This window comes from Clostridium sp. MCC353 (assembly GCF_018785315.1).
In the GTDB taxonomy this organism is placed as follows: Bacteria; Bacillota; Clostridia; order Lachnospirales; family Lachnospiraceae; genus CHH4-2.
Window position 1 is genome coordinate 129,173 of sequence record NZ_WQPN01000066.1, and the last position, 19,146, is coordinate 148,318.

Annotated in this window: 15 protein-coding genes; all 15 read right to left on the minus strand. The window is 44.4% G+C overall.

Going from position 1 to position 19,146, the window contains the following annotated elements; genetic code table 11:
• Positions 1 to 44 precede the first annotated feature (44 nt).
• The 15 genes from GPL15_RS13310 to GPL15_RS13380 all read right to left on the minus strand — a co-directional run bounded on the left by GPL15_RS13310 (position 45) and on the right by GPL15_RS13380 (position 18,806).
• Positions 45 to 1,589, minus strand: a complete 1,545-nt coding sequence (locus GPL15_RS13310) for a DUF5605 domain-containing protein (RefSeq protein ID WP_215699163.1) — start codon at positions 1,587 to 1,589, stop codon at positions 45 to 47.
• A gap of 29 nt (positions 1,590 to 1,618) precedes the next feature.
• Entirely contained in the window at positions 1,619 to 2,458 is an 840-nt protein-coding gene (locus GPL15_RS13315) for a carbohydrate ABC transporter permease (protein ID WP_215699164.1), read from the minus strand.
• Positions 2,459 to 2,479: 21 nt separating this feature from the next.
• On the minus strand, positions 2,480 to 3,361 hold the full coding sequence (locus GPL15_RS13320; protein ID WP_215699165.1) for a sugar ABC transporter permease: 882 nt from the start codon (positions 3,359 to 3,361) through the stop codon (positions 2,480 to 2,482).
• Between the two features lie 68 nt (positions 3,362 to 3,429).
• Positions 3,430 to 4,782, minus strand: a complete 1,353-nt coding sequence (locus GPL15_RS13325; protein ID WP_215699166.1) for an extracellular solute-binding protein — start codon at positions 4,780 to 4,782, stop codon at positions 3,430 to 3,432.
• 144 nt (positions 4,783 to 4,926) lie between these two features.
• The gene (locus GPL15_RS13330; RefSeq protein ID WP_215699167.1) at positions 4,927 to 6,408 is read right to left on the minus strand and encodes a glycerol kinase; all 1,482 of its coding nucleotides are present in this window, start codon (positions 6,406 to 6,408) and stop codon (positions 4,927 to 4,929) included.
• Positions 6,390 to 7,331, minus strand: a complete 942-nt coding sequence (locus GPL15_RS13335) for a transketolase C-terminal domain-containing protein (protein ID WP_215699168.1) — start codon at positions 7,329 to 7,331, stop codon at positions 6,390 to 6,392. The genes GPL15_RS13330 and GPL15_RS13335 overlap by 19 nt, the downstream gene beginning before the upstream one ends.
• Complete coding sequence (locus GPL15_RS13340) at positions 7,331 to 8,155, minus strand: transketolase (protein ID WP_215699169.1); 825 nt, start codon at positions 8,153 to 8,155, stop codon at positions 7,331 to 7,333. The genes GPL15_RS13335 and GPL15_RS13340 overlap by 1 nt, the downstream gene beginning before the upstream one ends.
• A gap of 31 nt (positions 8,156 to 8,186) precedes the next feature.
• Complete coding sequence (locus tag GPL15_RS13345) at positions 8,187 to 9,587, minus strand: L-fucose/L-arabinose isomerase family protein (RefSeq protein ID WP_215699170.1); 1,401 nt, start codon at positions 9,585 to 9,587, stop codon at positions 8,187 to 8,189.
• A 261-nt stretch (positions 9,588 to 9,848) separates the two neighbouring features.
• On the minus strand, positions 9,849 to 10,853 hold the full coding sequence (locus GPL15_RS13350; protein WP_215699171.1) for a LacI family DNA-binding transcriptional regulator: 1,005 nt from the start codon (positions 10,851 to 10,853) through the stop codon (positions 9,849 to 9,851).
• A gap of 412 nt (positions 10,854 to 11,265) precedes the next feature.
• Positions 11,266 to 12,267, minus strand: a complete 1,002-nt coding sequence (locus GPL15_RS13355; protein ID WP_215699172.1) for a LacI family DNA-binding transcriptional regulator — start codon at positions 12,265 to 12,267, stop codon at positions 11,266 to 11,268.
• 203 nt (positions 12,268 to 12,470) lie between these two features.
• Entirely contained in the window at positions 12,471 to 13,193 is a 723-nt protein-coding gene (locus GPL15_RS13360; RefSeq protein WP_215699173.1) for a hypothetical protein, read from the minus strand.
• A 392-nt stretch (positions 13,194 to 13,585) separates the two neighbouring features.
• A complete protein-coding gene (locus tag GPL15_RS13365; RefSeq protein ID WP_215699174.1) occupies positions 13,586 to 14,434 on the minus strand; it encodes a 3-isopropylmalate dehydrogenase in 849 nt (282 codons plus the stop codon).
• Positions 14,435 to 14,812: 378 nt separating this feature from the next.
• Complete coding sequence (locus GPL15_RS13370) at positions 14,813 to 16,195, minus strand: AbgT family transporter (protein WP_215699175.1); 1,383 nt, start codon at positions 16,193 to 16,195, stop codon at positions 14,813 to 14,815.
• Positions 16,196 to 16,230: 35 nt separating this feature from the next.
• Positions 16,231 to 17,493 carry an MFS transporter gene (locus GPL15_RS13375; RefSeq protein WP_215699176.1) on the minus strand — a complete coding sequence of 421 codons (1,263 nt, stop codon included), beginning with the start codon at positions 17,491 to 17,493 and terminating at the stop codon, positions 16,231 to 16,233.
• 2 nt (positions 17,494 to 17,495) lie between these two features.
• Entirely contained in the window at positions 17,496 to 18,806 is a 1,311-nt protein-coding gene (locus GPL15_RS13380) for a hypothetical protein (protein WP_215699177.1), read from the minus strand.
• Positions 18,807 to 19,146: the final 340 nt, after the last annotated feature.

The following is a 19,146-nucleotide window of genomic DNA, read 5'->3' on the forward strand; positions in this document are numbered from 1 at the left end:
ATGCAAGGTTGAAAAATTTTACACCCCTTTTGAACAGCAGGTTATTAGGATTGTTTTTTTCTCAATCTGATGGCCATATATTGTTTTGCCGGCAGATTAATTATAAATTTACCAGAAAATGTTCCTGCTTTTTCTATGGTCATATCCCAGGTATCAATCACCTCAGCTTCATATTCCGTTTCATCATCGAAGTAAAACTGTCTGAAAGACGGCCTCATAAAGCTATAATAGAAGAGATAGTATTCATTCGGCGTTTTATCTCCAAAACGCTTCTCCGGCACTGCACAAACTTCATCCGTATTGCAGCCGTCGCAGTACATAAGATATCCCGAACCCGGTGTCTCTTTCATGATGTCCAGCAGAAAACCAAAGCGCTTATGGCTCTCACCATGCAAAACCCCTCCATGGGACCACCAGAGGATATCATCATCACTCAGATAAGTCTCACCATGCTGTGGATAGCCTCCACGGCAGGCGCCTTCCCAAAATCTCCTGAGCATTTCCTCGCCTGTTATGTTTCCCCAACCTCTCTGTATATTTCCTTCATATACAATTTCATCCAGCACAACCGGCTTTTCATAACGTTTACGCCACTCATTTGTCAGTTCCGAACTTCGATACAACTCCACCCGCTGAATACTGCAGTGAGTGATCCATGGGCGGGTATAATCATAGAAGATTTTGCAGTTATGGATGGAGCGAAGATGATTGTACGGATCCTTTTCACAGATAATTGACGCATAACGTTCCCAATCCGCCAGGGTTTTGTGCTTCATAAGATCATACTCATTGGCAAGTGACCACCAGACATTCTTGTATGCCGCAAACCTGGCAATTACATAACTCCAGTACAGGTCATCCGCTTCTTTCGGCATCTGCGCAAACCCCCATCTGTCATAGGGATGCATGACAATGATATCCGCTTCGATGCCCAGATCCATCAAGGCGCAGATACATTTTTCAATATGGCGGAAATGTTCCGGATTAAATCTGGTAAAATCCCAGTTGTTCCCTTCTGTTTTATCCGTATAGTCTGAGAAATTATCTTTGGTAAGCACGCTGGAATCCATAGGGGTCCCTTCATAGGGGTATGATCTCGGTTCTCCCAGGTTAAAGAGATAGTGTTTCGGCATAATGCAGAAACGAATTTTATTAAATGCGCTGCTTTTTAATGTTTCCAACGTCTTCTGAATCAATTCGTCCGACTGAAGATTCCATACATAACAGGTGGTTCCCATAGGATAATACGGGGTAGTATCTTCATAGGCAAAATGATACTTATCGGCAACACGGACCGGTCCATGGTTTTCCGGCCCTGGAGAGGTTACGGAAAATTCACCTTCCACCCTTTCTTCCGAAAAACTGCTTTCAATGCTGAATCTGTACGCCCCTTCAAAAGACGGCATAAAGCGGACTTTATAGATCCCCTCCCCATCGTAAAATCCATCCGTCACTACGTTTTCATTTTTGCCGGTAAAGGTTCCTCTGATCTGATGATCGGTAAAAGGATTACCGCTTTCCGGCCCCTTGCAGGATATCTCCATCATTCCCCAGCGTTCCATCGACTTCTGATAACTTAACAGTTCCATATCCATACCTCTCTTCTTTTTTCTTTTTATTAACCTTTTACTGCGCCCCCGATTCCTTCTACAAAATATCTCTGGAAGAACAGATAAACAAGCAGCACCGGTACGACTGAGATCAGCACACCCGCACATAAATATCCATAATCGGTTCCATGTTCCCCTACAAAAGTCATTATTCCGGTAGGAACCGTCTTTTTTGTATTGTCATTAATGATGACACTGGCCAGCAGGTATTCATTCCAGGTGGAAAGAAAATCCATGATCACCAATGTAGCCACTGCCGGCTTGGAGACAGGCAGAATAACTCTTGTAAACAACTGCCATTTATTGCAGCCGTCAATATAGGCCGCCTCATCTAATTCTTTTGGTATTCCAATAAAAAAACCTCTTAAAATTAAAATTCCAAACGATATACCGAATCCCACATAGACATAAAACAATCCGAAATAAGTATTTAACAGCTTCAGCTTGCTGAAAATCACATTGATAGGTACAAGCGCCGTCTGCATCGGAAGCATCATACCAATAAGAAAGAAAACAAAAATCCCTGTTCGGTGTTTGATATTCAGCCGGGTGAGGGCAAAGGCAGCGAGGGCCTCTATAAAAATCCCCAGCGGAACCTTCATACATGATATCACCAGGTCATTTTTCATATACATAAACAGCCGTCCCTGGCTGACCGCCTTGGAAAAGTTGCTCCAGCAAATCTTTTCAGGAACGCTGAACAGGCTTGCTCCTCCGTAAAACTCCGCCCTGCTCTTGATCGCAGTGGCTGTCAGTGTAAAAATCGGCACAATCCAGATAATGGCCAAAATGCCCAACACCGCATACAGCGTTATTTTTTTCGAATATTTTTGAACCTTTTCTGTCATTTCCGCATCCACCCCTTCTGTCTAATTTTCTTTCGCCGTAAAGGATACATACGGAACGATTACAAACAGCATCATAAGCAGCATTGTGCAGGCCACCGCAGTTCCGTATCCCACATTATTATACTGGAAAACCTGAGAGTACATATAGGTGGACATCATCTGAGTGGCATTGTTCGGTCCTCCTCCAGTCAGTCCCTGCACAACGTCATAGACTTTCATTGCCGCCACTGTCAGAGTGGCTATCACAACAACAAATGTATTTTTTAACAGAGGCAGCGTTATATAGAAGAATTTCTTAACACTCCCGGCCCCGTCAATTGTGGCCGCTTCCAGTATCTCAGAAGGGATCCCCTGCAGGCCTGCCAAAAACAAAATCATGGGCTGCCCCACCGCCTGCCAAAGAGATGCTGCGAAAACAGCATACAAGCTCACCTTGGGATTTGAAATCCAGCTTTGGGAAAAGGAAATGTCAAGCGCTTTAAAGAACTGATTAATAAACCCGATATTCGGATTATAAATCCATCTCCAGATCAATGCTACAGCAATAGGTGAAACAACACATGGAAAATAAAATAATCCCCTGAAGAAGGTGCGTCCCCTAAAACTCTGATTCAGCAAGAGGGCAAACATAAGCGCTGCCGTCATAGTAATAACCAGGGTCATCACAATCCAGGTCAGGTTATTAATGATTGAAATTTTAAAAATCTGATCTTTGGCAAACAGGTTAATATAATTATGTAGACCGACAAATGTTTTTTCGCCGATTCCGTTCCACTTAAATAGACTGATAAAAAAAGAATATATTACAGGAATTACAATGACCGACAAATAAATAACCATAGCCGGTACCAGGAATAAATAGGCGCTTATGTCATTTTTGACAAGTTTGTTCTTTCTCTTCACGGCTCCACCTCTGTCTTTGAATCAATTCTCATGTTTCAAAAGGCGGGCCGGACTGCCCGCCTAATCAATTATTTATTTTTATAATTTTCAATTGCTTCCTGTAAGTTTTTCGCCGCATCCTGAGGTGTCATCTGTCCGTTCGCAATCGCATCCTGTGCATTAAACAATACATCGGCAACTTCTGTTGGGAAAGCCTGGTCAGTAATCAGGAACACACCGTTTTCCTTCGATGTATCCATTAAAACAGGCACATTAGGCTGGCTGTCCACCAGTTTGGCATCCAAAAGGGCAAGCGGCAGGCTGAAGCCTTCAGAATATTTTTCAACATTTTCCTGAGAATGGAAGAAATCCATGAATTCGATACAGGCTTCCAGTTCTTCTTCGGTATTATCTACATTAAACTGGGTCATTTCCACAAACGCGGACATACGGTTTGTTCCGCCGCTCGGGAAGGCGAATACTCCGTAATCTGCCGGATTCTGTTCATTTCTGATAATCTGCGCATCATACCAAGGACCCTGGACATCCATTGCACACTGTCCTGTTGCGAGGGCAATCAAAGTATCATTAGGATCCTGTGTCATAAACCCTTCAGGGAAATACCCTTTTTCGCAGAATTCCTGATATTTCTCAAACGCTTTTACAACTGCTTCATTGTCCACACTTTCTTCAAAGGTGTTCATCTTATCATGAAGTTCTGCGCCTGCATAATGTTCAAACAGAAGTTCCACAAAACGCATGGTATGCCATCCGTTTAAGCCGCCCGTGGATATTGGTGTTATGCCATTTTCCTTCAACGCTGCACAAACCTGCTCAAATTCTTCAAACGTAGACGGAACTTCCAAACCCAGTTTCTCAAAAATATCCTTCTTATAATAGATGCCGACTACTTTATAACTATTGGGATATCCGCAGAGCTGGCCTCCCAAAGTAGTCAGTTTTAATGAGTTTTCAGAAAACTTTTCACTCCAGTTATTCTTCTCGGCATACTCGGTCAGATCATATGTCAGGCCGTTTTCAGCATAAAATCCGCCCAGGCTGCCGCCCCAGTTAAACCACATATTGGGCAGCGTCTTTGAAGAAGCGGCTACCTTACATGCATCTTTCATACCATCGGTGCTGTAGATAGAAAGGACGATTTTCACATCATCATGCGTATTATTCCACTCTTCAACAATTGGCTCTGCCGCCGCTTTTCTGCTTTCCAACGTCCAGTATGTAAGCTCCATGGCCTTGCCGCCGGATTTTGCAGCACTGGTCTCTGACGCCGCTGCCGCCTGGGTACTTCCTGCTGCAGCTCCGCTGCTTCCCGCTGCCGCTGCGCTTTCTTTTGTCTCTGTCTTACCGCCGCATCCTGCTAACGCCATTGCCGCGGTCATCATACATGCCATTGTCATCGCTGCTGCTCTTTTTAATCTCATAATCTGTTCCTCCTGTTTTTTATACTCTTTCCTTACATTATCATGATCCCCAATCCATCTTCTGCTAAATGCCCGCCAAGGAGCAATGCCCATCTCCCCCTTTCCGCACGTTTTGGGAATTTTGCTTTTTCCATTCCGAAACCATTACATATGAAGAACTGCATTCACTGCCTTGTTCCATCCTTCCTGTTTTTCCCTTCTCTTGGACAATTCCATGGATGGTTCATATGTTTTTCTTCCTATTTTACCGAACACTTCCTTTGTATAAATCTCAAGGGCCAGTCCGGCTGCATATGCTGCCCCAATTCCCGAAAGTTCTTCCGTCTCAGGAGCCAGCACCAAAGCATCCGTAATATCCGCCTGAAACTGCATCAGATATCCATTTCTGGTAGGACCTCCATCAGCCCGCAGCTCCCGTATTTTGATTTCCGTATCATATTCCATAGCCTGAACCACATCGTTAATCTGATAAGCGATGCACTCAACCCCAGCCCTGACAATCTCTTCTCTCCGGGTTGTTCTGCTGATTCCCATCAGCGCACCTTTTGCCCGGCTGTTCCAATAAGGCGCTCCCAGACCTGTAAATGCAGGAACCAGAAACAATCCGTCATCTTGCCAGGCCATTCTGCACATATCTTCCGTATCCGACGGGGACTGAAACAGTTTCACATCATCTTTCAGCCAGGTTACTACGGCGCCTGTATAATTAATATTCCCTTCCAGCACATAATCCACTGTTCCATTCATGCTCCAGGCCAGAGAAGTGACCAGCCCATGTCCGCTCAAAACAGGCTTTTTTCCGATATTCATCATGACCGACGATCCCGTCCCGTAGGTCGCCTTAGCCATACCGGCCTCCAGACACCCCTGTCCAAAAAGAGCGCTGTGGGAATCTCCCAGCACGCAGTGGATGGGAACCGGTTTATTAAAAAATCCTTCTGCATCCGTCTCTCCAAAACAACTGTCAGAATCACAAACCTCAGCCAGGCAGGACGGATCGATCCCAAAAATACCACATATTTCTGTATCCCATTTTAGTTCATATAGATTAAACAACTGGGTTCGGGACGCATTGGAGTAATCGGTCTTAAAAACTTTTCCCCCGGTCAACTTGTAAACCAGCCAGCTATCGATCGTGCCGCAGCAAAGCCGGCCTTGCTGTGCTTTTTCTTTTGCCCCTTTTACTTGTTCAAGAATCCACGCCATTTTAGCCGCCGGGAAATACGGAGACAGGTTGATACCAGTGCGGCAGCGTATCATCTCTTGATACCCCTTTTCCTCAATTCTTTGGCAGATCCCCTCCGCCCTGCTGCATTGCCAGACAATGGCATCAGTTACGGGAATCCCCGTCTCCCGGTCCCAGGCAGCCGTAGTTTCTCTTTGATTGCTGATCCCAATACCGGCCACATGATCCTTTGAAATTCCGGCTTCTTCAACCAGATTTCTTACTGCTTTTATGGTATTTCCGTAGATTTCCGCCGGATCATGGGAAACCCACCCTCTGTGATCGACCTTCTGGCAGTGTTTAATGTCCACCCGTTTTAACAAGGATCCCTTGCGGTCGAACAGGAGGGCCTTCGTTCCCTGTGTGCTCTGGTCAATACTGATTATATAATTTTCAGGCATACTTCCTTTACCGCCTCCATTATTCCCTCTGCGTCCAAGTTATAGTAATGATCCACTTCCGCTGATGTTCCGGCCACCACCGGCTCATCCGGCAAAGACAGATTAATCACAGTGCGCGGACAATGTTTCCCAACCGTTTGGGAAACTCTGGCGCCTAAGCCTCCGAAGGGGGCGTGTTCTTCAACAGTCACCACAACCGGAGCACGTGCCGCAGCCCGGATAACCGTTTCTTCGTCAAATGGTTTCAGACAATACATGTCAATGACGGCCACGTGGATCCCGTCATTTTCCAACAGCTTAGCTGCATCCAACGACGGTTTTACCATTTCCCCGCAGGCGATGATAACAGCGTCGGAACCATCACGGATACAAACGGCCCGGTCCAATTCAAAAGGAACGTTATTTTCTTCATAAACCGGATCAACAGCATTTCTTCCAACCCTGATATATGCCGGTTTTTCATCCTTTAAAAGCGCTTCCATGAGCTGTTTTGTCTGGAAATGGTCACTTGGAAGATATACTCTCATATTAGGGACGGCGCTCATCGCTGCAATGTCCTGAGCTGAATGATGACTCATCCCAAGGGCGCCATAGCTGATTCCTCCGCTGATCCCGATCAATTTCACATTTGTATCGGAGTACGCCACATCGATTTTACACTGTTCATAACTTCTCGCAGCCAAAAAACAAGCCGGTGAAACCGCATATGCTTTTTTTCCACATTTCGCCATGCCCGCTGCAATGCTCACAAGGTTCTGTTCCGCAATTCCCGTCTCAACAAACTGATGCGGATAAGACTCGGCAAACGGCGTCATAGATCCACTTCCCCTGGAGTCGCTGCATAGTACAACAATATCTTCATCATTTTCTGCCGCTTCCATCAGCACACGGCAAATCATCTGCTTATTCGCCAACTTCTCCATTAACCAAGGGCCTCCTTTGCTGCTTCCAGATCATCCATAATCTGAAGGTATTCTTCATCATTTGGTACTTTATGATGCCAGCCTGCCTTGTTTTCCATGACGGCAGACCCTTTTCCTTTAATGGTATTGGCAATCAGCACGGTCGGCGCTCCTTTTGTAAGTTTTGCTTCTTCAAAAGCCAAATCCAACTGATCAATATCATTTCCGTCTATTACTTCTATTACATGCCAGCCAAAACTGCCAAACCGCCGGATCAGGCTGTCCTGAGCCATTACTTTTTCAGTCTCTCCTGATATCTGCAGCCTGTTCCGGTCAACAACAGCGCACAGATTATCAAGCTTATAATGGCCGGCTGCCATAGCGCCCTCCCATACGGAGCCTTCCGCCAGTTCCCCATCTCCCATCACGGTATATACACGGTAATCTTTATGGTCCATCTTGCCTGCCAGGGCCATTCCTACGCAGACAGGCAGTCCGTGGCCCAATGAACCGGAGTTCATCTCGATTCCGGGAAGTTTATTATTAGGATGTCCTATAAAAAGGGAACCAAACCGGTTATATTCCGAAAGAAGCTGTTCCTTTGTAAAGAATCCTTTTTCTGCCAATACGCTGTAATACGCTTCTACAGAATGCCCTTTGCTCAAAATGAACAGGTCACGGTTGTCATTCTCCATATTTTCCGGGCTTATATTCATCTGTTTAAAATATAATTCGACCAGGATTTCCATCACACTCATATCCCCGCCTATATGGCCGGCTTTTCCAGCCCGTATCAGTTCAACGGTATCCTGTCTAAGTTGATATGCCAATACTTTTAAATTCATCCTCTGCTCCTTTCACATAACCGGTTTACAATCATTCGCCTCTCAAATAAGCTCTGACCTCTTCTTCCACCGGATCATATAAATCGGGAGCGATCCCCATATACTTACACGCCTCATAGAGCACCGGAACAACATCTTTATGGATCCCCACACAATGATGAATGTAAGGCCCTTCTACAATCTTTGCTTCCAGACGCTTAATATTCTCTACTTCTACCCAAAGATAAGTCCCCATACAAACAGGACCTTCCACACCTTTTGCATTGCCAAGGAGCAACGAGTAGTTTCCGTTGTCGCCATCAAAACGGCATAATGTGACGCCGCCATGTTTTGCTTCGGCAGTCAGGCTTCCTGGATGTTCAAATGCCAGCGGATACGTGAGCGCCGCTTTTTCTTTGGCAATGGATACTGGCCACGGACCACAGTGCTGGAGCAGTTCCCCATTGGAAATGTCAGGATGGCGTATGGTCCAATCAGCAAAAAAACTTCTTGTTTCGCCCATGCCTGCCGCTTCAACCAAAAGTGATGTGACCGCTCCGTGGATATCCGTTTCACAAGCCACAGGAATCCCTTCTTCATTCAGAATGGCATTAGCCGCACAGGGCATGATTCCCAGTTCCGTCTGAAGCGCATTCCAACATTGGATGGCTGCCGCGTTACAGCCATAACGCTGAACCAAATTTTCCATGGCCGCCGCCAAAGCCGCTACATTCCTCGTTTCGTCCTCTTTTATCCGTACTTCCATATTCTGATGAATATATGTAATCAGCTCCTCAACCCTGCTGTTTTCTTCCTTGACTTTTTTTATTTCCTCAGTCAATTCAGTCATGGGAATCGGGGCCAACTGGATATTAAACCTTTCCAGTAGTTCTCCTTCGTTGCACATGGTGGTCCAAAAATCAAAAGGTCTTGGCGCTATCTGAAGAATTCTGATATTCCGAAATGTTTTTACCACATTGCATACGGCAATGAAATCCCTGATGCCCCTTTCGAATACAGGATCGTTCAAGCGGCAGTTGGTTACATAGGTAAAAGGAATCTGAAATCTCCGCAACACCTTTCCGGTTGCAAATAAACCGCACTGTGTATCCCTGAGCCTTACACCGTCAGGCTCAGGCCTCTCATCCAAAGGTCCCCACAAAAGGACAGGAATGTTCATTTTCTTAGCTAGTCTGGCGCAAACATATTCTGTACCGAAATTACAGTGGGGAAACATGATCCCGTCAACTCCGGCCGCTTTAAACTTTTCTGCAATCCGCTCCACATCCCGGTCGTCATACAGCAGCCCCTCTTCATTGACATCTTTGATGTCTACAAAGTCAACTCCCATTTCTCTTAAACGTTCTGCTGTTAAATCCCGATACTTAATTGCATCCGGCGCGCTGAAAATGCTTCTTCTAGTAGGCGCGAATCCGATTTTAACTGTTTTCATCCTGCCTCCTCCATTTCAATTCTTTCTCTCTTCCCGTTAATAAATGTTTAAATTTTTAATCTACGTTAATTATAAACATTTATATAAATATTTTCAATTGTTTTTTAGGATTTTTGCAGGATTTTTCTCATTTTTGTGTAATTTATACAGGTATTTGCAATATTTTTTATGCAAATTAACAATATTATTTAAATAAATTTCTGACACTGCTTTACTTTTTAGTTATATTTTAAAAAAATATTTATAAAAATATTTTTCATATTATTTTATATCTGCCACACTTCCCCTCTCAATGAGTTTTGTTTCCACCTGGACCTTCAGGCCTGCCACAAAACCGCCTTCCCTGTTTTTTTCCAGTACGCGCCGGACAGCCATCTTCGCCAGTTCTTTTTGAAATACGCGAATAGTCGTCAGGCCCGGCTGGGATACCGCACTGAATTTCAGATCATCAAAACCAATGACCGACACTTGGGACGGCACATTTATGCCCTTCTCTGTCAAAGCGCGCATAGCTCCCAGGGCGATGATATCGTTATCCGCAAAAAAAGCATCAGGAAGGGCCGTATGAGTGTCAAGATAATTTTTCATCCCTTCATAGGCACTGTCAAGCCTGGTTCCCAGCGTTATAATAAATTCCCGGTCAACCTCTGCTTTCTTCTCTTCTAACGCTCTGTAAAAACCGTATTCTCTGTATTGGAAGGCTTTTATTCTGTATTCCCCTCTCAAATACCCAATCTTTTTATGGCCTTTTTCCCACAAATAACGCACGGCATTCCAAGCCGCATCCGTATTGTTAATGAGCACCGCATCAAAGTCCCCCCTGTCGCTCCAACTATCCAGAAGTATCATGCTGTCTCTCTTTTCCCTGAATCTGTCAAGGTCCTCTTCCTGCATTTCCGTCCCCAAAACAATCAGCAGAGAATCCCTGTCCTCCAGCACTTCGTTAACCTGGTCATCCGAATCTTTTTCACGGCAGTCAATATATGTGAAAACAATCTCACAGCCACACTCTCCTGCCTGAGCTCCCACTCCCTGCAATACTTCTGAAAAAAAGGGATTTTCATCTATAATCAGTCCATTTTTCCGGTAAATGACAAAACGAATTTTGGGCATCCTGGCATGAATCCGGTATCCAATATCTTCAGCAATTTCCCAGATTTTTTTATAAGTTTTTAAATTCACACTTCTTTTATTATTCAGCGCATTGGATACTGTTGCCGGAGAAAATCCGCTTATTTCGCTGATCCGTTTAATATTCGCCTTCATACCATTTCCTCTAAAGTTTTGTTAACAGCTTATAGTTTTTATTATAAACGTTTATATAAATATTTCAATATTTTTTCATATCTCTTTTAATTTCTATGAAGAGGACGGGCGACGGCATCATTCCTTTCCGTCGTAATATAATCCCGTCCGGTGGGTTATGATTCGGAACAAAAAAGAATCCCGCTCGCGGGAATCTCCGCCTATGGCGGGTCGCTTCAGCGACATGAATCCTTACCGCCGCATTATATGCGATACGCAGTGCGCCCCCATAGCCAGCAAAGCTGGCATAGGAAGTTTTTTTATTCAATAGGAAAGTGCTCCTATTGAATAAAAAAAAGGCCGATGCTCCATCGATGTCATATCATCCATAGAACAACAGCCCATACGGCGTCTTTCGTTTATTTTCTTCCGCTTATTTCATTGTTTTTACGCTACCACGCTCAACAAATTCCGTGCAGACCTGAATCTTGCACTTCATTTTATTTTTATTGTTCATTGCCTCTGCCAATTCCCTTACCGCAATCTCCCCCATCTCCCTTTTATATACATGAACAGTGGTTAACGGAGGATTCGATACCAAACCAAAGTTGAGATCATCAAAACCTACAATCGATATATCCTCAGGTATCTTATACCCTTTTTCCTGCAAAGCCCGCATGACTCCGATGGCTATTGTATCATTGTCCACAAAAAAAGCTGTGGGCATCTCTCTATCCCGGCTCAGATAGTCTTTCATTTTTTCATAAGCCGTATCAATCTTCGTGCCCACCAGAATGCGGTACTTATTTTCAATCGGCAGACTATACTTTTCCATCATTCTGCGGTATCCAATCTCCCTGTACTTAAAAGCCTGAATCCGGAAATCACCGCCAATATACCCTATTTTTTCATGTCCCTTTTGTATCAGGTATTCCACCGCTCGACAAGCTGCATCTGTGTTGCTGATTAAAACGGCATCAAAAAAATACGTATCACTCCAGCCGTCTAAAAGTATGATATGGCATTTGGCATTTTCAAAAAGCTGAAAATCCTCCTCCATCATCTCCGTCCCCAGCAGGACTACGGCAGCACTGGAATCCTGTACGATGTTTTTGATCTGGAAATAGCTCTCCGGATCATTGATATCCACATAAGTGAATACAGTTTCATACCCCATCTCTTTAGCTTGTTTTTCCACGCCCTCTATCACAGCAGGATGAAACGCGCTGTCGTCTATAATAAGGCCGTTACGCCTGAAAATCAAAAATCTGATTTTAGTAATCTTTTCATTTAAATTATAGCCTAATTGTTCCGCAACCTCAAAAATCTTTTCTGCGGTCTTCCGGTTAACGCCCTTTTTTCCGTTTAACGCATTAGATACTGTAGCTGGAGAAAAACCTGTCAATTCGCTTATTTTACGAATACTCACTTTCATATATCCCACCCTGTTCAAATAAATGTTAACGCCGGTCTTTACCCTTCATCCAAGCCAATCCGGTCTATTCTAAACATTTTTTGTAAATTTTTATATCTTACATTTCAATTATACATAAAATGCCCAGATACAACAAGGAAAACTTTTCCAAGCCAAAATTTATCCGCTTCCCCAACGTCCCAACACATATCTTTTAAAAAAAATCACCCAGCAGCCCCCACACACCATCCAACACATACATAACCATTCTCATCAAATTCAATTCTCCATATCTGCATGGAATCACAATTTTCTCCGGATGTTGACCACTCCCATGCATCAAATGACCTGATATCTCCGGCAGTCTCCAGCTTCACGTCTTTGCGTACATAAAGGTCAATCTCTCCCAAAGTCTCATTCCAAGTAAACTCGTCATTTGTTTTAATCAATGACCTGAGGTCCGCATCATAAAAAACATAGCAGTCTCCCATATCTTCTGCCTGGTTCCCTCCCGTTAAACTTAAACCGATATATGTGTCCACTCCATTCACCAGATCTGCCAATTTTTCTTTATTCGGCACCGGAGGCAAATCCGTTTCCTTAATAATCCATGCCCCGTTTTTATCCACCTTTTCTCCGTCAGGTGTTATCGTATCAGTCATCATATAACCATCTTCACCCATATAACAAAATTGTTCATCCCGTTCCAGCCATCTGTTTGAAATGTAATTTTCTCCCATGCGATATTTCCATCCGTATTCATCCTGTTCCCATTCGGACCAGGGAACGCTTTTCATGTCTTGTATTTCCGTGCCATCCGTTTCTGCTGCCATATCCTCAACTTTCGTCGTTTCAACAGCGCCTCCTGGCGAACCTTCAAAGCCGATCGGCAAACCAACGCTTAAATATACTCCTAAGCTAATTAATAATAGTGTGAATATTCTCATAAGACGCCTCCTTATCGGAGCACTTTTTAGCGCAATGTCCGAACTGATACTGTGTTGCGCAAGCATGAGCTGAGAATTTTAAATTCACAGCTATGCTTTAAATTTGTGGCTCCAGCACAAATTTGTGTGTAAAATAAGTCATCAGGATTATTAGACACACCACTTAGTTCCTTATCATATGTAACCGTTCTTTATGCTCTCTTTATGTTCTCTAATAAAGATATCAGATAAATTTCATTATAACTCATTAATCTGATATATGACATGATTAATGGTTCAGACGGCAGAAAACACGCAGTAGGCAGTGCTTTTACCGCAGCAGTATAAAAGGTGTAAAGCCTTATTAGTGTGTGTTGCACAGACTTTACACCTTTCGTATTTCCATTATCAGATTAAACAGCCGTGTATTTATCGATATATTCACTCGCCTTTTCCAGTGGTATGTTAAATCTTCTATGTAGTTTTTCACAGATACGATCTGCTGCCACTCCCTCTTCCAAATTATCCAGAATCATGGCCTGTATCCATTCTTCTTTCGCCTGTCTTATCCCTTCTTCCAATTCATCCGCAAACAATTCCCTCAATGCATCACACATATTCTTTCCCTCCTCGTACAGATTTTTATTGGCCCGGATGATCATATCCATCACCGCCGCATACAAGGGATTTTTTTGTTTTCCTTCATATGCCCTTGCCAATGGTTCAATATCCTCTTCCATATTTAAATCATTTCTCAAACGGCTTAACCAGATATGTTCTTCCCTTGACAGCTTCTTGGTAACAACTATCTGGATTGGAAACAGAAGACCTTCCATATAATAAATGCCGGGAAACGCCTTGGTTACCGCTATACCATGGTTTTTGGTCAAATAACGGATCGTTTTGTCTGGGTAGTGATTGCTTATCAGCGTAACGGTCAACTCATCCGGCCGTATCTCCATCACTTTCTCTGTATTCGACTGATAAAAACAGGCATATCCCATCACCTTATAAAAATCATTGACGCTTAAATAGTCTAAAGGGCTTTTATATTCTACCACATTATACTGCCTGAATATCCGTCCCAGGCTCTTTTTAATCTTCCTTCCCGGTTCCAGTTTAATGATCAGAGTATCGATCTGAAGCGGCTTCTCGCTTAAATTATACTCCTTTAAAAACTGCAAATACTCCCGGTCTTCCATCAATTCAATCTGCAGGGCCGCCTGAAATGCCACATGCCACTGCAATGGTTTTTCATCCATATGGTATTCTCCTTTTATTATAATCAAAAACAGAGATGACTTCAATCGTGAAATTCCATCCCAAAAGCTTGAACACAAAAAACTGCTTGTTTTTTTAACTTGGATTTATTGGCTGAAACGGCCAAATGACTGCGGTACATTCCCACAGATTTAGAATAAAGATAACTTGTTTTGATAGTATATCATTAATAAAAAAACTTCTCAACCATTTTTTAATTTTCCCGATGTCTGTTCTTTTTAATGGTTCTTTTTAATATTCCCGAGGTCTGTCTGACCAACGTCTGAACTGTTGCAAATATGATTTATATCAAACAAAATAGCGCCAAACAAAATTAAAGCTGCTGCACCAATGAATCCATCCGTACAGCAGCCTCCTTTTTAATGCGGCCCCAGCTCCATCCACTGGGCCGCCGTTGTCAGAATACAGCTTAAAACCACCCATACACCAAAAATCTTACCCATAAATTTCATCCAGCTCCCATAAGGAACATTGGCAGCTCCCAAAACGCCCATCAAAGCGCTGGATGTTGGCAGCACATAATTGGAAAACCCATCCCCAAAGTTATAGGCCAGCACACAGGTCTGCCTCGTGATACCCATCATATCTGATAATGGAACAAATATGGGCATTACCACCGCAGCCTGAGCGGTGCCCGACGTGATAAACACATTGATCACCGTGTTGGCCAGATACAAAAATGCCCCTTTCAGCGCTTCCGGCACCCATGTCACGCAGTCCGACAGCCCACGCACTATGCTGTCAATGATACCCGCTTCCTTAAAAATCACGCTGATGGAAGTCCCCATTCCGGTCAATATCACTGCAGGAAGCATGTCGGCGGCTCCCTGTACAAATTCTCGGCAGATATCATTTAGCGGCATTCTCCAGACCAGCCCCACAACAATGGCCATCCATATAAAGACACCCGCTATATCAGAGATATCCCATTCCAACAGAATACTTCCTGCCACCATAAGTCCCATAAATCCGCCCAGCACCAGAAGCACCTGAATCTGACGCATAGTAAATTGTACCGATTCGGTTTTCATTTTCCATTTTCTGCTGCGGTCCGCCTCATACATGGGGCTGCTGACCGGATCTGCCGACACCTTTCTGGCATAGAGGCAGAGCATGGGGCAGGTGACAGCCAAAAAGCATATCATGCAGAATATCCGGTATATTAAGCCCGAGTAGGGCGGCAGCTGGGCAATATTCTGGGCCACCAGAGTGGTTGTGGTGCGCAGAGTTCCTGTAGAAAAACCGATGCCGCCGCCTAAAATCAGCATTCCAATCCCCGTAATGGAATCAAATCCCAAGGCAATCGCCGCCATCACCAGCACAGGCGCAAATGGGATAAAAATCTGGATGGCCTGATTGGAGCATATCACTGCAAATGAAACCGTCAGGATGACCAGCAGCAGATACCTTCTGTTTTTCAGCTTCTGGGCCATGAGCTGCAAAAGCGCCTCCAAAGCCCCTGTCTTTTCCACCAGCCTGAATGCTCCCCCTGAAAAAAGGAGCACCAGCACCAGGGATACATTATTTGTAAAACCGGTCACGATATAAGACGGAATTTTCAGCAGTCCAGCAGGTTTTCTTGCAATTCTTAAATAGCTGCCTGGCTGTATCATCACGATCCCATTTTCATTTTCACTCCGCACATATTCACCTGCCGGGATCACCCAGGTCAGAACAACTGCCAGTATGATCATGATGAAGACAATTACAAATGAATGCGGCACTGTTTTCTTTCGTTTCATTCTTTCCCCTCACCCCTTCAACCGTCATACCTGATTTACTGTCTCTCCTCTTCCTCTATGGCCGCCGCAATAGCTGCCTCCACTTTCGCCGTCCGCTCTTTGATAAATCCTCTGAGCATGGTATATACCACGATTCCCACAGCCGGGAATACTACCATTCCCCGGAATGTGCCCGCATATCCCCATGCATTAGCCATGAAACCGATCACAACTCCGGTGACAATGCTGCATACATCCGGCACCAGCAGATTTGTCGCCGCCGCGATTCCACGTTTGTCAGGCATAACCGACTTCTGGGCCGCCGCCGAACATGCCGGGTTGGACATCCCATAGGTAAATCCGAATAAAATACCGGCCGCCATGCAGCAAAAGTCAGAACTTCCGAAACCAATCATTAAAGTAGCCCCGCCCGCTCCAAGCAGCATGGGATACATGATATAATCGATTCCCTTCTTATCATACAAAGGCCCGCCGATGAGACCGCCCCACATGGATGAAAGCGAATACATGGTAAAATAAATGGCCGCATTGGCAAATCCCACTTCTTTTCCATAAATTACAAGATAAGTCTTTGTCAGCACAAACATAAAACTGGAGAAAAAACGTACACCGCAGACAGCCAAAGCATCAAACGCAATATAATTATGGATGCTGAATCCCTTTTTCCCTGCTGCCTTCTTCTTACCCATGAAGATATCTCCGGTATCCAAAAGCATAGCGATTACAACACATACACCCATCAATGCAATCGTACCGATAAACACGCTTTTCGGTCCGAACCTGGCATCCAGCCATACGCTGATCATGGGAGCCACGCTTCTTACCAATTTGGGAACAAATGCAAACACACCCAAAGCGGTGCCAAGGGCTTTTCTTCCCGCAACCGCCGCAACCACCGCTGAAATCGCAACCGTTGTAAATACATTTACAAATCCATACAGGGTTTTGGAAATAGCAAACATCACCACATTATCAGTGATCATATACAGCCCATGAACCGCTGCAAACGCCCCAATCGAGACCACCAGACAGGCCCTGGGCTTGGTAAAAGCGTCTACAAAACGCCCTGCCACCGGCCTTCCAATAAATTTCATGACCGACATAACACTGGCCAGAACACCAAGAAGCATAGCGCCTGCCCCCAAAGAATCTCCGAATGAATTGACTATCGTTTCGGATAAATCGATGGCTACGGAAAATACGGCCCGCAAAATCATCATCAAAAGGAAATTCCGGGTGGTACATATCTTCTTTATGGCCGCTAAATAACCGTTTTCATTTGCCGCTGCCTTTTCCATACTCATTTCCCCCTTGTCTTATGGTTGAAAAAATCCATCATCACATCAATGCTTCCCGGTTTCACCCAGGCATTGGAATGATTGCCCCCTCCTATAATTACCTTTTGATAGCGGATTCCCAGTTCTTCCAGCTTCTCGTGCCCTCTCAGCAAAAAATCAAATCCATGGTCGTCTTCTGTCCCCACAATATGCATCATATAATCATCCCCGTGAAGAGCTTTAAATTTCTCCAGATCGTAGAAATTATAGTTGATAAATCCGCCGGTAGGACAGATTCCGTTAAACAGTTCCGGCTCATTTAACGCAAAATGCATACATGCAACAGATCCGGCCGAATTGCCGGTGGCAAACAGGTTATCCTTGTCCAAATTTACCTTTTTAAATATTTCCTCCATCTCCTCATGGATACATTCCAGGGACAACTGGCGGAGGCGCACCGTCTCCTCGGGCCACCCTTCCGGATTATCGTAATCCACCTGCTCCGGATCAATGGCGTCCAAAGTCTGTATAATGGGCACCAGACTGCCATAGAAAGAACTCCTGATATATCCATTGGTCCCCACCAGCACAAATCCATGGCGCTGGGCGGCTTCCTGGGCATAGTCCATGGTCCGCTCAAACATGGCGTCCTCATTGCCTCCGCCGCCGTGGAAATAAAAGATCGCTTTATGCGGCTGATCTGGCCGGTAAGAAGTCGGGATATACAGGCGGTATGGAATCAGGCGCCTTCCTGCTTCAAACCAAAAACATCCGTAAACATCCCCGTATACCTTATTTCTGAGGACCATATTGTAATACCGGAATAAACGTGTGCTGGAACTGTCAAAGGTAAACCCGTCTTCAAAGCTGACCGCCGTCATTTTTCCCCTGTAGCTGTAAGCAGAAGCTCCCATGGCCTTCATCAGGCTGATATAGGGCAGGTAAATGACGCCGTCCATCTCTTCCGGTTCTGCCAGAAGTTCCGTTTTTCGTCCGTCCACCACCGCTTCTCTGCTTCCGACTTTTAATTCGCAATGATGTTTGGGCCCCTGTACAAAATACCATTGGCGGGAGATCTGTTCCTGAGGCGTTTGATTCGTATACACGGTAAAATCAACGGTTGCAATGTCTCCGTCACAAATGATTTCAATGTCAGGGGAATGCATTTTTTTAAGGGCTCCTACGCCGATCAAAAATTCTTCCCCTCTCGGAATTGTCGGCGTCTCTGTCTCATAAGGCACCTTATCCATGAAAACGCCCTTATAATCCTTTCTTAAATAAACCGCAGTAAATTCTTTTGCAAATTTAACTCTGTGTCCGCTTAAACTGCTCATTTTCTCCTCCATTCCACTGCCCGCGGCAGCATTTTTTCCGGCTGAATGTGTAGGCACAGTAAATGCACAGACCTGTCTGAATTGTTGCTATGCACACTCACTTTTTCACCCTTTTTATAAAATAAGCATAGCAAACGGAGTTTTAATTGTAAAATACTGATATTTCATCAAGTTAATAATCTATTTTTATTAACTTTTCTATATTTTTTCCAAATTAAAGCGACATTTCCGATAAGTTAATAAATTTAATCAATTATCTTTTCATAACGAATAAACTCACCAGAGGGATTATCCGGCTGGAGGCTGGCCGCCTCCTTGGCAAAATCTCCTAATGCTGGCC

Bases quoted from the DNA above. Each gene is read 5' to 3' on its own strand.
- GPL15_RS13375 (WP_215699176.1), bottom strand. From the start codon at position 17,493: ATGGAAAAGGCAGCGGCAAATGAAAACGGTTATTTAGCGGCCATAAAG.
- GPL15_RS13360 (WP_215699173.1), bottom strand. From the start codon at position 13,193: ATGAGAATATTCACACTATTATTAATTAGCTTAGGAGTATATTTAAGC.
- GPL15_RS13340 (WP_215699169.1), bottom strand. From the start codon at position 8,155: ATGAATTTAAAAGTATTGGCATATCAACTTAGACAGGATACCGTTGAA.
- GPL15_RS13380 (WP_215699177.1), bottom strand. From the start codon at position 18,806: ATGAGCAGTTTAAGCGGACACAGAGTTAAATTTGCAAAAGAATTTACT.
- GPL15_RS13315 (WP_215699164.1), bottom strand. From the start codon at position 2,458: ATGACAGAAAAGGTTCAAAAATATTCGAAAAAAATAACGCTGTATGCG.
- GPL15_RS13325 (WP_215699166.1), bottom strand. From the start codon at position 4,782: ATGAGATTAAAAAGAGCAGCAGCGATGACAATGGCATGTATGATGACC.
- GPL15_RS13370 (WP_215699175.1), bottom strand. From the start codon at position 16,195: ATGAAACGAAAGAAAACAGTGCCGCATTCATTTGTAATTGTCTTCATC.
- GPL15_RS13330 (WP_215699167.1), bottom strand. From the start codon at position 6,408: ATGCCTGAAAATTATATAATCAGTATTGACCAGAGCACACAGGGAACG.
- GPL15_RS13350 (WP_215699171.1), bottom strand. From the start codon at position 10,853: ATGAAGGCGAATATTAAACGGATCAGCGAAATAAGCGGATTTTCTCCG.
- GPL15_RS13355 (WP_215699172.1), bottom strand. From the start codon at position 12,267: ATGAAAGTGAGTATTCGTAAAATAAGCGAATTGACAGGTTTTTCTCCA.
- GPL15_RS13310 (WP_215699163.1), bottom strand. From the start codon at position 1,589: ATGGAACTGTTAAGTTATCAGAAGTCGATGGAACGCTGGGGAATGATG.
- GPL15_RS13345 (WP_215699170.1), bottom strand. From the start codon at position 9,587: ATGAAAACAGTTAAAATCGGATTCGCGCCTACTAGAAGAAGCATTTTC.
- GPL15_RS13365 (WP_215699174.1), bottom strand. From the start codon at position 14,434: ATGGATGAAAAACCATTGCAGTGGCATGTGGCATTTCAGGCGGCCCTG.
- GPL15_RS13335 (WP_215699168.1), bottom strand. From the start codon at position 7,331: ATGGAGAAGTTGGCGAATAAGCAGATGATTTGCCGTGTGCTGATGGAA.